This is a genomic window from Ruegeria sp. HU-ET01832 (genome assembly GCF_040371315.1).
Classification (GTDB): Bacteria; Pseudomonadota; Alphaproteobacteria; order Rhodobacterales; family Rhodobacteraceae; genus Ruegeria; species Ruegeria lacuscaerulensis_A.
Genome location: NZ_BAABWL010000003.1, coordinates 327560 through 341787 on the forward strand (window position 1 = coordinate 327560; position 14228 = coordinate 341787).

10 protein-coding genes are annotated in these 14228 nt (G+C 56.0%); all 10 read right to left on the reverse strand.

Going from position 1 to position 14228, the window contains the following annotated elements; translation table 11 throughout:
• Positions 1-29 precede the first annotated feature (29 nt).
• Complete coding sequence (locus ABWV79_RS11455; protein WP_353392048.1) at positions 30-1292, reverse strand: transporter substrate-binding domain-containing protein; 1263 nt, start codon at positions 1290-1292, stop codon at positions 30-32.
• A 19-nt stretch (positions 1293-1311) separates the two neighbouring features.
• Positions 1312-2100, reverse strand: coding sequence for a PP2C family protein-serine/threonine phosphatase (locus tag ABWV79_RS11460; protein WP_170355101.1), 789 nt, complete (start codon positions 2098-2100; stop codon positions 1312-1314).
• 3 nt (positions 2101-2103) lie between these two features.
• Positions 2104-3120, reverse strand: coding sequence for an FHA domain-containing protein (locus tag ABWV79_RS11465; RefSeq protein ID WP_353392050.1), 1017 nt, complete (start codon positions 3118-3120; stop codon positions 2104-2106).
• 207 nt (positions 3121-3327) lie between these two features.
• Complete coding sequence (locus tag ABWV79_RS11470; RefSeq protein WP_353392051.1) at positions 3328-5469, reverse strand: serine/threonine protein kinase; 2142 nt, start codon at positions 5467-5469, stop codon at positions 3328-3330.
• A 336-nt stretch (positions 5470-5805) separates the two neighbouring features.
• The gene (locus tag ABWV79_RS11475) at positions 5806-7092 is read right to left on the reverse strand and encodes a dynamin family protein (RefSeq protein ID WP_170754073.1); all 1287 of its coding nucleotides are present in this window, start codon (positions 7090-7092) and stop codon (positions 5806-5808) included.
• Positions 7089-9131: a dynamin family protein gene (locus ABWV79_RS11480; protein WP_353392052.1), complete on the reverse strand. Its 2043-nt coding sequence runs from the start codon at positions 9129-9131 to the stop codon at positions 7089-7091. Before ABWV79_RS11480 ends, ABWV79_RS11475 begins: the two co-directional genes overlap by 4 nt.
• Before the next feature lie 67 nt (positions 9132-9198).
• Entirely contained in the window at positions 9199-10044 is an 846-nt protein-coding gene (locus ABWV79_RS11485; protein ID WP_353392054.1) for a hypothetical protein, read from the reverse strand.
• A gap of 23 nt (positions 10045-10067) precedes the next feature.
• The gene (locus ABWV79_RS11490) at positions 10068-10469 is read right to left on the reverse strand and encodes a hypothetical protein (protein ID WP_170355095.1); all 402 of its coding nucleotides are present in this window, start codon (positions 10467-10469) and stop codon (positions 10068-10070) included.
• A gap of 32 nt (positions 10470-10501) precedes the next feature.
• Complete coding sequence (locus tag ABWV79_RS11495; protein WP_353392055.1) at positions 10502-12205, reverse strand: dynamin family protein; 1704 nt, start codon at positions 12203-12205, stop codon at positions 10502-10504.
• An 8-nt stretch (positions 12206-12213) separates the two neighbouring features.
• Positions 12214-14226 carry a dynamin family protein gene (locus ABWV79_RS11500; protein WP_353392056.1) on the reverse strand — a complete coding sequence of 671 codons (2013 nt, stop codon included), beginning with the start codon at positions 14224-14226 and terminating at the stop codon, positions 12214-12216.
• Between the last annotated feature and the right edge of the window lie 2 nt (positions 14227-14228).

Genomic DNA, 14228 nt, shown 5'->3' on the forward strand with positions numbered 1-14228 from the left:
ACATTATTGTTGTTAGGCCAATTGGGGCCTTAGCCATTTTCCATTTGATACCGCAGAGCGTTTGACACGATGTCGCGCCACTCTCCGGATTGCTGCATGATCGCCAGACCCTGGTTGAGCGTCTCAAGGATCGCTTCCCCATCCGGATTATCTTTGTGGGTCATGACGTTAAGCGACTTGATCGCCGCAAGGTTGGGGTTTTCGATGATGCGGTGTTCGTATCCCAGGCGCGATATCGCCTCGACAGCCAGATGGGCTTCGATTGCCACGATATCTGCGCGGCCTTCCATAACTGCATGAAAACAGTCGTCAGGGGACACTGGGCGCAAAAGTGAGATTGCCGGTTCGTAAAGGCCAACCGCGTCCATGTGGGACAACGTCCAACCTTCGGGTCGGCAGATCGTAGTGCCGGCGAAATCAGCATAGGTCAGGGTCTGTTCATAGCCAGAACCTTCGCGTGCGAAATAGGTGTCGACCACTTCATAGAATGGGTTCGAGAAGTCGTAGGTTTCGCAACGGCTGCGGTCTTTTTCCGACAAGGCCGCGGGTTCGTCGCAATTCGGTCGCGACCAAGGGAAGGTTGCGTCAAAGGCCAGTGTCGGCATCAGAAGGTCCAGATGCGAGGACCAGTCGTTGACGAACTGGATCTTGTATCCCTGTTCCGGCGCTGCACGTAGCATCGCGGTTTCCACAAGGTTTGTGTATAGCCCCCGATGCGGCAGAGCTTCGTCTGTGAAAGGTGCATAGTTGCCGCCGGTAATCAGCAACAGCTGACGGTCGCGAATTTCAGGCTGCTCGCTTTCATCCGCATCCCGGATCAGCGCGGCCGCTTCGGCCCGAGCAGCTTCAATTTCCTGCCGGGCTGCAGCTTTGGCTTCCAAAACTGCTTCCTGGCTGGCTTGCTCGGCTTCTGCCTCGGCTGCCGCGACGCGCGCTTCAGCTTCGGCAATGGCCTTTGCAGCACGCTCCTCTGCGGCCTTGACCAGTTCGGACGCCATCTCGGCGGCCATTGCCTCAGCCTCGGTTGCAGGGGGTGTGGGGGCCCGGCCTACATCTTCAAGACAAGGCAGAGTTAGTACGTCACCCACACGAATTATGTTCGGATTGTTCCCGATTACATCGCGGTTGGCGTCAAAGATGATGCCAAAATCTTCGGTCGAATAAACTTGAATAGCCAGCTCGCGCAGACTGTCGCCGCGCTGAATTTCGTAAGTCGAGCACGCCTCTTGCGCCGAGACGGTGCCGGTCGCAGCCGCAAGAGCCAGGCTGGAGATGATCAGATGAGGTCTCATGTGTCCTGTCGCTTTGCCTTTAATCGTTTCTTGTCAGTTTCAGAACTGCGATGGACGCATTGTCCTGATCGGGGTCGTTTTTGTCGCGCAAGGCGCGCCACAGCGCGTCTGCGATATCTTGTGCCAAAGCCTTCGACTGCGTCTGCAGGATGTGCTCAATCTCGGGGTTGCTAAGATACTGAAGCCCATCGCTGCCAGCGATCAGTACGTCCGATGTGGTCAGTTCCAGCGGGAGTTCAGGGCAATCCACTTTCGGGATAGCGGCACCCATGATGACCGAGGTCAATTGGTTCCGATCCGGGTGCGACAGCGCCTCTTCTCGGGTCAACTTGCCCTCGGCCTGTTGCGCGTCGATGATCGGCGCCATCGAGTGATCTTCGTTGACTTGCCGCAACATTCCGTCCCGAAACAAGTACAAGGGGCTGTCGCCAATCGAGATCCAAAAAACCCGCTGTTCCAAAAGCAGGATACCCAGCATGGTTGAACCCATGTTGAACCCCTCACCCTGTTCTTCGGAATGCTGTGCCACGGCGGCATTGGCCTGCATGGCGGCCAATGGCAACGCGTCGATCAGCGCACTCTCGGACGGTACGGTTTCTTCCAGTTCAGCGTCCAGCGCCTCGCGCCATGCGGTTATGACAAGTTCTGATGCTACATCGCCCGCCGCGTGCCCTCCCATGCCGTCGGCGACCACGATATACCCGGCTCCCGCTGCATCGAACATGCGCGCAGCGACCGCGTCTTCCTGCGATTCACGCCGACCCTGATCCAGGATCAGCGCAATGTCATATGCCGGGGTTGCCAGCATCTATCAGGCGTCCCGCCAGTCAAAGCCATCATCGCAGAAGGCCGCGAACCGAACCGAGGTTTCGCTGATGCGGATCAAGTCGCCGCTGTTCAGCGCTACGGTGCTAAGGACGGGCTTGCCGTTCAGGCGCACCAGATTGGCTTTGCCGCCATGACCCAGATAGCATTTGCGATCTTCGGGGTCATAGGCGATGACAGCGTGGTTGCTGCGGGAAATGCCGGTGTCGCCAAAGTCCAGCTGAATGGCCTGATCGTCGTTGCGCCCGATTTGCATCAGGCCCTCAGTCAGCGTTATGCAGGCTCCGCGTCCTGGGCCGGCCGTCACAACCAACCAACCAACCGGGAATGATTGCTGCGCGCTTTCCGTCTTGGCCACTGGTTCGGATGTTTCCATCAGATCCTGCACATGCGTGTCGGCACGCTCAAAGCCCAAGAAGGTGGTTTTGACCCGTCCACGACGATCCGATTGTACCGGTTGCGGGGCGGGAGGTGTCTCAACCACCTCGGCTTTGGTTTCTTCTGACTGAGGCGCCAGAGGTCCATCGACTACTTCCGCGGTAACTTCTTCGATCTGGGCTGAGGGTTCCTCGGCAACGACTTCGATCACGGGTTCCGAAGGGGTGGCGTCGACCAGAACGATCTCGGTTTCGGCAATGGTTTCCTCGGCGGCTACGTGGAGCGTAACAATTGGGTCTTCTTCGACCTGTTCTGGCTCAATCTCGTCTGCAGGCTCGTGCGCTTCGGCAACAACTTCAGACAGGATTTTGTCATCCGAGGCGTCGGCCGCGTCTTCGCTCTCAGCGAACTCTGGCATGTCCTCTTCGGGAAGCAGATCTTCTGTGTCTTCGTAGCTACCCGATGACGGCATGTTGTTACCCGCCAGTGCGACTCGCAGCGCATTGAAATCCGCAATCGGTTCGGGTTTGTCAGCGCTGACCTCGGTGACCTCTTCGGTTTCGGGTTCCTTCGGCTTGCCGGCACCTTCTAGAAGCCGGCTCAGAGGGCTTTTGTATTTGAACATGGTGACGACACCTTTGCTTCTGTGCACGGGACGTCAGTCCCATGGGGCTGCTACTCACCTTCGCGCAGGTCTGCGCAATGGCACTGATGATTGGAAACCATAGTCACTGTTACTTTCCGCGACGGGCCGGGCCCCGACAGAGATGTACGAACTTGCGCACGATCCTCAGCAAACACACACTGGCGGATACAAAACGAACCGGGTGAATTACTCCTGCGCTAGTTGCATGACGGCATCGGTTTGGGCTCCGTTGCGCAAAACGGTCAGGCGGGCTTGTGGTTGGTTCTCGGCGACCAGAGCCGTCAGCATTGCATCCAGGCTTTCAGGGCCATCCAACACATTTCCCGTCTGCGCTTCCGATACCAAAACATCGCCTTCGCGCAGTCCGCCTGCAGTGTCAGTCGGTACTGTCTTGACTATCGTTGACCACCCCTGGCCGTCTGAATTTCGGATTGTCAGGCCATAGCCGTTTTCCAGGCCGACCATACGCATCGCCGGCAATGCCAGAAGGCCGTTCATCGCTCGTTTTTCACCCAGCGGACGATACCGAGCTGTGACGCGGATATAGCCATCGGGGTCGACGTTCAGGTCGTTCAACACCTGTGCTGCAAAACTAGCGTCGGACTGTACTGGCTCTCCGTTGAGGGTATAGATTGCGGCGCCACGTTCGACCCATTCGCCGATCACCGACATATCTTGAGTCGGGTCGATTCCAGTGACGGCGATTACATTGCCAGTCGAGACACGCCGTTTGGAAATCTGAAATGGGATTTCCACGTCCCAATGTGAAAAGGCGAATTGGACCTCGGCAAGGGTAATTGGGGTGTCATCCGCAGAGGCAGGGAGTTCGGCTGTCTGGGCTTCTGCCTCTTGTGTGACAGCCGGTTCAGCCAGGGTCTGCTCGACAGGTTCCGGCTCTGACTCCACCTGCTTGGGTGTTTCTTCGATCGCGACGTTGACTGCGTCGTCTGTTTTGGCTGGTTCTGCAACTTCGGCTTCATCTATAGCGGCGGGTTCCGGGATCTCGGCGGCCGCCGCAATCTGCGCGAGGGCGACCTCGGGGTCGGTTGGGTGAATTGCGGGCTCGTCTTTGCCAGACATTGCGAAATAGCCGCCTGCGGCTAAGGCAATAGCAACAACCGCAACTCCGGCCATCAGTTTAGCCCCGCCGCCTGAGCCGTTCTTTACGATCGTGTCAACTGCGACCGGAGGCTCCTCGGGTGCTTGAAAAGTCGCCAGTTCATCCTCTTTCTTGTCTTCATGACCAAGGGCGATGTCAGGATTACCCGCAAGCAAGGCTGTCACGACAGCCTCGGCGTTTTCGCTTTCTGCTTTGACCCGAGCTTTTTCTGCCTCTTCGTCCAAACGATCCATCGCGACGATGACGGAAACAGGGCGATATTCAAACGTATCGAACATCACGCCGGGGCCGCGGAACATACGCAACCAGTCCAATGCCGTTTGCAGACGGTCTGTAGCGTGAACCTCCATCGCTTTGTCGATCGCTTCCAAGAAGCCGTCGGGATATCCCTTGTACCGTCCAGCCAGAGGAAGGTACGGATCTTTGGTGCCATTGTTGAAGGCGTTCAACCGGGATTGCCCATCGACCGGACGCTCGCCACTGATCGCGTGATACAAAGTCGCCGCCAGTACATAGAGATCGCTGCTGGGGCCTTGTTCTGCTCCGCGTACGTAAAACTCATGCGGAGAGTAGCCGTCTTTGATCACCCGCAGTGTCAAAAGTGCAGCAGATTGGTTCGCGGCCTGCTCGCGGGCGGCGCCAAAATCGATCAGTTCGGGTTCACCGTTGCTGTCAATCAGGATGTTGTCGGGCGAGATGTCGCGATGCAACATTCCGCTTTGGTGGATGAATGACACCGCCGACAACATTTTCTCGGTTACCTGAACAATAAAGTCAGGTCCGGCGTTGTTGTCGGTGTTCTCGACGTAGTCCAGAAGATCGCAACCCTGGATGAAGTCCATTGCAATGTAGGCGGTGTCGTTGTCTTCGAACACCTGATGCACATCGACAATATTGGGATGGACCAGCCGTGCGTGATTGCGGGCTTCCTGAATGAACAGATCAATGATTGCGCGCAAATCTTCCTTTTGCCGGGGGTCGATGGGTTCGACCGCATCACCGTTACGCTGGCAAAGAGCGCCCGGATAGCATTCCTTGATCACGACCTCACGGTCCAGGCTGTTACGCGCCAAATATGTGATCCCAAAACCGCCATTGCTGAGAAACCGCAGGATCTCGTACTGGCCGCGCAATAGCTTTGCGCCCGGTTGCAGACCTTCAATTTTAGGTTCGTCGTGCCTCGCATCGACAGCCTGATTATGGCTCATTTCTTCCCGCCCATTCTAATCATTTTGCGGCCGCATTTTTGCTAAAACAGCGCGTCAACTCACAAACAAACACAACCGCAGGACAACTAAGAATGTTAGACGATTCAAATTTGACTTTATTGGGGCCGCCTCATGGCTTCACTGAGAACGGGAAGGCGCAATAATCAACATCTGGTGGTGTGCTAAGGCAGAAAGCTAAATGTTGATGTGTTGGTGCAAAAGAATGCGGACTGAAGGCCGGTTTTGGAATGATTGTTCACTGATTCCGAAACAATGAACGCATGATTCTTGACACGACGAATCGCAGCTTAAAGGCACAATCCTAACGTGATTGCGTTAAGTGCCGGTACGCGGTTGTGATGACTCAACCCGGCTGCCTGCCCAAGCGAGGTTATCGCTGAGCTGGGCCAGAATACTGACCGCATCCTTCAAAGGCGCATCGCCGCTTTCAAATTGCAGCAGCAACAGCAAATCCGTGGCTTTTTCGAATTCAGCTGGAATCCAATCGGCCTGCGGATCTATTTCTCCGCCCTGTTCCAAACGTTCGGCGAAATCCTCGACGATTTCTTGGCAACTGGTCAAAAAGGCCGTGGGTTCAATTTCGGAGGATTCTCGCAAGTCCTCATAGATACTGGCGATCGCGGCAAGCCAGTCTTCAAGGATCGGATTTTCCAGCGGTGGCAGCGCGGATTCCAGGACCGCCTGCATCTTGGCTGTGTCAGGCTGCGCTGGTTCGGGTTCGTCAATATCCAGCGTTTGCAGATAGGGTAAAAAGTCGTTTTCAAGATCTCTTTGCGCAGCGGAGATGTCATGCTGGCGGCGGTTTGACGCGATTTCCAATACCTGTTCGGCCAAGTTCTGCCCGCCGCAAGTTTCCCAAAGGGCGAAGTCTGGTTCGGGTTCCTGCGCCATGGCCCGTACTGCCACCGGCGTACCAATTGGCACCACCGAACGGAACGTTTCGCCGTTTTCCTTGTTCAATCGCGCAAGGACCCGGTCCAGCGCATCACGGACAGGTGGCAAATCGGCATGCGTTACGGCAAGCAAACTGTTAGCGCGCAGTTCCTGAGGAACCTGGGACCACAGATGGCGCTCGGTCTCACGCCAGGCGTGGGTCCCGTTGGTACACCAGATCGCGCAATCGACGAATTTCAACAAATCCAGTGTTGGCTTGTAACTGTCGTCCAATGCGCCGGTTCCAGGCAAATCAAACAACGAAATCTCCTGCAGGGCAGGGGTGTTAATCCCCACAGAGATAAAATCTGGATTTTCCTGAGCCGCCTTTTCCAGCGCAATACCGGAATACACTTTGGGTTCTTTGCCCCACCACCCCACTGTCGTTTCAGGAGTTTCGGAATAGGCAACGATCACCAGCGGCAGTTTCAGATGCTGCGGGCCGGTCGGTAGAATGTCGGCACCCGCCAGCATATTGGCAAGGCTGGATTTCCCGGCACCAAATTCTCCGGCGAAGCCGATATTGACCGCGTTCGAAAGGCGCTCGGCATGGGCCAATGCGCGATTGCGCATGTCGTCCAGCTTGGCGTCAGTGGGAAGGTCTTCAGTCGCGGTCAGAAAGTGCTCAAGCTTACGCACTTCCTTCTCGGTTCCCGGAAATTCGATCATTCAGCTGCCTCAGGTAAAGTCTCGTTCGCGGCGTCAGCTCCGAAAACGGTGTCCAGTTCATCTGCAACACGTCGGGCATTGTTATACGCCTCTTGCGCTTCGGCCTTGGCATTTGTTTCGCTTGAACCAGAGCGACTTTCAAGGTGCCCTGCCAAAAGTGCCATGTAATGATCCAGAACTGTGTTCAACCGCTCAAGCAAGTCACTGCGAGCAGTGTCGACCAGATCATCCCCGATCATTTCAAATTCCTGAACGATCATGTTCTCAGCGCGGGTAACAACGCTTTTACGCGAAATCAGGCGCGATAGCCATGTCACGCGCAGCTCAACCGTAATTCCGCGTGTCAGCGCCGTTGTGTCAGGCCGGAACCACCGTACAGCGCTTGTGTTCATTCGGTTGTCGGTCTGATCCTGCCAGCCGGGCAGGGCGCGCAAGGCGGCGTTGCTTTGCATGTCGATCGCGTACAGTTCGCTGAGCATCCGCTGGCGAATGACCTGAGTGGCGCCTTGGACAAGTTCGCGCATACTATCGCGCAGCGGGCCGAAATTCAGTTCCGTTTCGCCGCCCTTTGCCAGCAAGGGTGAATCCCCATTGGGTCCACGCACCACGTCCGATACCGCTTCGGCCACTGTATCGTCCATGACACCGCGCAGATTGGCTAGAACTTCATCCATTCCGCCGATGATCTCAGACGTCTTGTCAGCCACTTTCGCGCGCAACCCGGCCAGAGTTTTGTCGTTGTCATCTTCGCTTTCGGGTTTGCCAGAAATTTCTTCCTCGATGGCCCGCAGATGCGCACGAGACCGTTCCAACTCTCCCTTGGCGAAACTGTCCAAGTGTTGCCATGCCATACGAAGCTGTTCATCGCGCGGGCCGTGGGTCAAAGCGCTGGTAACGTGGCGACGCAGATCGGGAAGCCCGGATGCGATCATCGCAGCAAACCTCAGGACGCCTTCGCGGCTGATCGGACCGGGACCTTGTTTGATTTCTTCAACACCGTCCAGATATTGCTTCATCTGTTCGGGATGGGCGCGAAGCCATGCAAGGACGTGGTCATGGTTGACGCCAGTATCGTCGCCCGTAAGCGCGTAGTGGGCCCACTGCGCACTGCCCATCAGCACATCGATGTCCGAATTGCCAAGTGCCTTGTCCAGCCCATCTATTACGTCGGCGCGCACCTTGACGGCATCCTCCGCACCACCGCCCAACTCGTCCACGCGGTTGATAAAGACTACGATTTGACCCAGTTCGAGCGCCTGCATCAAGCGGAACAATTTCAGGTCCGCCCGTGACAAGGCTTGGTGCGCCGACAATACGACAACGAAAAAGTCTGATTCTTTAAGGTACTGGCGCGAGATTTCTTCGCGGATCAGAAGCGGGTCGTTTACTCCGGGTGTGTCCGTGACTGTCAGCGGAAAAGGAAAATGGCCGATGTCAAAATAGACCTCAGCCTTTCGGGTAATGTCGCTGTAAAGACCACGATCCGAGCCGGGGTCATGGTTCCCGTCGTCGGTCGGGTCGTCGCCTGCACAAACGTACCGCGCCAAATCGTCGGTCGTCAGATTTTCGAGGTCGTGGTGCTGACCCAATAGGTCCTTGTAACTCATACCCAGACGCAGTTTGGCGCGCGCTTTCATCGCATCAACCTGCTCTTCGATCATCTCGCGCTTATAACTGTCCTCGTCATCGGGGAACATATTGCGCAGCTCTTCACCTTCGGCGATCAGAGATTGCCACTGCCGGTTGTCAAAGAAATGAAACTCAGCCCCTCTAGTGCGGCCCGAAGGATGCCCGAAATGCATGTCAGTAATGACCGTCGTCCACGGGTTCACATCCGAAGGCAGAAACTCTGCCTGACCGGTGAACCCGTTAATCAGCCGCGATTTGCCCGCTTTGATCTGCCCGACAAAGGCAATAGAGGGCTTGAGATCCGTAAGATCAGCGACAATACGGGAAATAAACTGACGTGTTTCTTCGTTGCTCAGACCTTTCAGATCTTCGGCAACCCTTATCAATTCGCGACGTTGATTTTCACTCATAACATTTACCCTGGTTACTCGAACTCACAAATTGAATTCGCCGAAAATTTGAACATTTGAGGCCCGGTCATCTGCCTGAGCCTGTTAGAGACTTCCACAAGTTTACCGCAGCACCCAGTTTGCGGCTTTCATGGATCACAATAGCGGTCTGTTGACCATCCTTGAGGGCGGCCAGCGCAGTTCCCTTGCCGCCGGCTGGTCGCATTACGATCAACTGAGGACCACAATCGTCATTTGTAGAATCCTCGTTCCAACCGGCTAGGTCTTTGACGAATTGTTCCAAAACGGTTTGGTCGGCGTGGGCTGGCTGCCCTGATGCACAAACGCCATCGGTGCGGACTTCGAACTTATCCCCGATATGGATGCGGCCAAGCGCAAAAGATGCCGCACCGTCGAAGAACCCGCTCGTCAGTGTAGACTGTTCGTCGGCTGGCACGTCGTCTGTGGCGGGCTCTGGCACGATTGAAACGATCGGTTCAGATGGCAGTTCGACCTGAGAACAGGCTTTCGATATCTCGCTGAAAGTGATGCCGACGTCGTCGGCTTCTAGCACGGCGTCTGGTTGCAACGATATCAAACTCAGCGGTCCAGGAGCTGACGCGATATCCGTAACGATTTCGGCCAGTTTCTTAGCGAGTGTATCACGCGGTTGGGTTTCGAAGTCAGGGGCGATCCCGGTTCGAACGCGAAATACATCCGTCACCCTAGAGCTGTTCACTTCGATAGCCAGGCAATCGCCATTTGCCGCTGTAAACTCCAGACGGCGCGGTAGTATCGTTCCCCGAATGGTGCGCAGGACCTGATCGCGCCGGGTCTGCGCTGAATCACCTGTCAACGTAACGGCGGGGTTCTGGCGTGCCACGGACGAACGTCCAATATCCTCGAGCAGGTGGAGTATTTCCGCATCCATCATACTGATACCTCCTCTGGTCTCGCTCAAACCGCCGCCGTAACCGGCGCGAGGCTTAGATGTGATTTTGTAAGGGCCAAACCGATATTGGCGCTGCTGCGGCAGATGTAGCAGACAACGTGATCCGGGTACGCAGGAGTGCGCAGGAAGATATTGATCCGGTCGCCAGCCAATACCGCGATTTCGCCAAAGCCCTCTTCCTGTGTGTCTTCCGTTCCAATACTGCGCAAAAGCGCCTCAAACCCACGGACACCGCGCCCCTGAAACAGGTTGGCAACAGCAATTGCCAGAGTGTCCAGAACACTCTGGTCTTGCGGGTCGGGCGCATGAGCACCCAGCAACATGCCCGTTTCCATATCGACATACCCGGCTGCGATGCAGTCGGGTATGGTCTCGGTGGCTGTGATCAAAGCGGCTTCGATTTTCATCTTACGTACTGCTTTTCTAATTCAGAAACCTGTTACAATACATGCCACTCGGCCCCGCCGTTTTTGTTTGCCTCAGGCAATGGTGTCACCGTGGATTTGGTGCCGCGCGCAAAGTGTTCCGCCGCGATCTGATCGTATTCGTCCAGGAAAGACATGAACATTTTTTTCAAACCTTCGGCGTCCTGCGGCAGCTCCTCATCTTCAGAGATCTCGCGCCACATGGCGGCGGCGCTGAGAGGAGAGCCTGCGGGAGCGTTCAGTACATCCTCCAATCGTTCCTTGTGGACCGGTGGTTCGGACCCGTTCGGCAGCGAAACGACCTGCATATCGATCAAACCCGAGGTCTCGGGTTCTGGCTCGAACTCTTCGCTATGTTTCGCCTGCTCGGCCATGAGCGCCGTGATAGAAGAAACCGATGTTTCAGCGGGTGTTTCTTCTGCAACTTCCCGAGTATCTTCCGTCTGTTCAGGTGTTGCCGACAGTTTGTCTTCAAGCGAAACCATAAAGGTGTCGGAAACGTCTTCATCCTGTTCAGCGTTTTCAGCCGCGACCTCTGCGACTAAGTCTTCGTCTTCGAAGTCCTCTTCATCCAACAGGTCATACTCATCTTCGTCGGACGTGTTTAGCGGTGCATCGGCCAGATTCAGCGTAGGGCTCGGCGACTCGCGGAAGAAAGCGCGCAGATCGTCCTCTTCTTCCTGCGTGTCCGCAATCGGTGCCGCGTCAACTGTACTGGTGGTCATCTCGGCCCTCAGGCGATCTGCCTCATCGGGCTCGATACGAGGAGCGCGTTCACTGTCGTCAGCGCGCAATTCCACGCGGGCAGGGCGCACGGGGAAACTGGTGACAACTTCGTCGCGATCTGGTTCGAATGGATCGACTTCCGGGTTCAACAACTGCAATGGAGAAGACTGATCCTGCTGAATCTCGTCAACACGATCATGCAACGCCATGGGAGATAGGCTGTCGTCGATCTGGTACCGCGCCAGAAGATCGGCGCGATGGTCCATGATCTGTTCCGTAATCTCAAGGAAGCTGTCGACCATCTTGCCGCCGCCGCTGCGTGCCCAAAGCTCGGCATCGCCGCTTTTGTCGCGTGCGGTAATTGCATCACGAGCCGAGAACAAGATCGAACGATTGAACAGATGCCCGGCCTCGCGATTGACGCGGCGCAGGACTTTTTGCCGATCCTTGGGGCCCAACACATCGGCACGCGTCACCAACAGTAACGAGTTATTCTGAAGCCGTTCTGGCAACGCCACCCATGTTGCGCGTTCGGTCTCGCGCCAGGCCTGGGTCGCGTGGGTACACCACAACACACCATTGGCCTGACCAACCGCGCGCCGCCAGACATCGTCCGAGATTTTGGGGTCCGAAATACCGGGCGTGTCAATTAGATCAACGGCCTCCAGAATGTCAGCTTCAAGGAAAATTCGAATGAACTGAGCATCGTTCACTCCGACGGTTTCCAGTTGATCCAGGGTGATATCATCGCGCGAGCCATCGTGGCGCTGAACGTAAGCAGATTGATCGCCCCAGCTGAACCAAACCGGCGGCAGTTGAGTTGCCGTCACCTGCGTTGGCAGCGTGTGCGACCGCAGTAGAAAGTTCATCAAGGTGGATTTACCGGCGCTGAATTCGCCCATAAGAGCGAAGATAGGTTTGCGGCGGGACCACTGCTCGACGCGTTCCCATGCCTTGGATGAAACGAAGCGGGTTTGTGAATCTTTTGCCATGTCGCTACTTATGCTGCCTCGTTGCTAAGATCTTTCAGGATATCGCCCAGGATATCGTCCCGCGATTTCTGGGGCGCCCCACCCGCCAACAGTGCTGCGTTTGGATTTGGAACCGCTTCGGCCGAGGCCGAAATGCTCAGCAATGTCTCTTTCTGCTCACGCAAGAAGTCTGACAGAACGGCACGGACATTTTCCAACACTGCAGCAACCTGGTTTTCTTCGATGTCTTTGGTGATCGAATTCGCCTCGGAAGCTATCAACCGCGTATAGTCCGCGGCATAGGCTTCGAACCCTTTACGACGCTGCCACCAACGACGCCACCATGTGCTTTGCAGATCCAGTGCGATGGTCCGACCAATTCCCAATGGGGGCGGGACCCGTGGCACGATGGGGGCTTCGATGGCAAACTCGCCTAGATGATTGCCCAAGAGCTTCTGATACAGGGCCTCGACATCCGAGGCCGCGGTTGAGTACAGCGAACCAGCTTCCTTGCGCATCGAGCGTGCAAAGCTGAAATAGGCTGCTTTTTGCAAGGTGCGTAATCCTGCCGGATCATATTGCCACGTGCCTTCTTCTCCATTCTGCTCGAGATGAGAGATCAAAGAGTCCGTTGCACGTTTAACAAAATTGGATTCCGCCGACTTCAGACGTTCGATCACTTTGTCACGTAGTGACGTGGTCAGTTCCGCCACTTTCTTTTCGTATTGTTCGGTGATCTTTGCGATTGCCTCTTCGGTCGAAACCCCATCCAGATCTCGGACAATACCGTCGCTATTAGACAGGCTCTTGGCGACTGCAGTGGCGCGAATTTGGCTTGCGATATTGCGCGCCCTGTGGCGGACGCGCTCGAGAAGGCGGTTGCCTGCCCCCTCAGCTATCCGTTCATTCATGGCCAGCAAAAGGTCTGGCAAGCCCGAAAGCGCCCAGATTTTGTCCAGTGAGGGTGCCTGATCGCCAAACCCGGCGGCCAGATAGAAAGTGTTCAAAGCCTCGCGCGATTCCTCGGTCAGGATATCGGGATTCCCGGTGATCGCTGCCTCGGCCCATAGCGCGCTGCCGAAAACGACGCTGGTGTTGGCGTCGATGTTGTTTTGCTTGAGCGTGTCTTGGATGCGATCTCGGATTTCCGGAACCTGATTTACAGGGTCCGCCAGTTCGTCAATTCGGTTGACGAAAAGGATAATCTGGCGGTTTTCAAACTGCGCGATAATGCGCATCAGCGCCATGTCCATAGTTGTCAACGCCTGGCTTGCAGCCAGCACAACAACGCAGACTTCGGACCCCCGCAGGCTGCGCAGAGTGATCTGCTCGCGCACCATGAAGGTATCGTTCACGCCGGGTGTGTCGCAGAGCTTCAACGAAATGGGGTACTGCGGAATGTCCATGAACAGGTCAGCGGACTTGGTGACGTCGGCAAATCGTCCGGTTTTCGGATTGATGTCCGGATCATCCTCATCACCCAGACAAACATAGCGCTGGATAAGCTCTTCGTCGAAGTAGTCGTATTGGTGGCTTTGCCCCAGGATCAGGTCGAAATGCTTGCCCAAGCGTTCTTCTGACTTATCCTTCATCTCGCCGATTTGACGGCGGATATCGTCCATTTCGTCGTCTGCCCCAGCACGATTTGCCAGTTCGCCCAAACGACCACCACCGATCATCAGGTTGTCCCATTCTTCCTGCTCGAAGAACGTGAACTTGGACCGTGTATCGCCTTCGGTCCGGGTGTTTATGTTCAACGTCGTGACCACCGAGGTCCACGGGTTTACATCAGAGGGCAACAGGGCAGGGCGCCCGGCCAAAATGTTTACAATCGAAGACTTGCCCGCCTTAACCTGACCAACCAACGTAACGCTGGCAGTGAAATTTTCGATCTTAGTCTTTAGCGTGGCAAGCCGGGCGGTCGAGCGCGCGTCTGCCACCTCAGTCAGCAGGTCGATCTGCGTCGTCAGCGCGGACATGGCCGACGTCATAGGCGTCAGAGCTTCGTTGCCAACGGACAAAAGATGGTCATTGCGCGCCATAG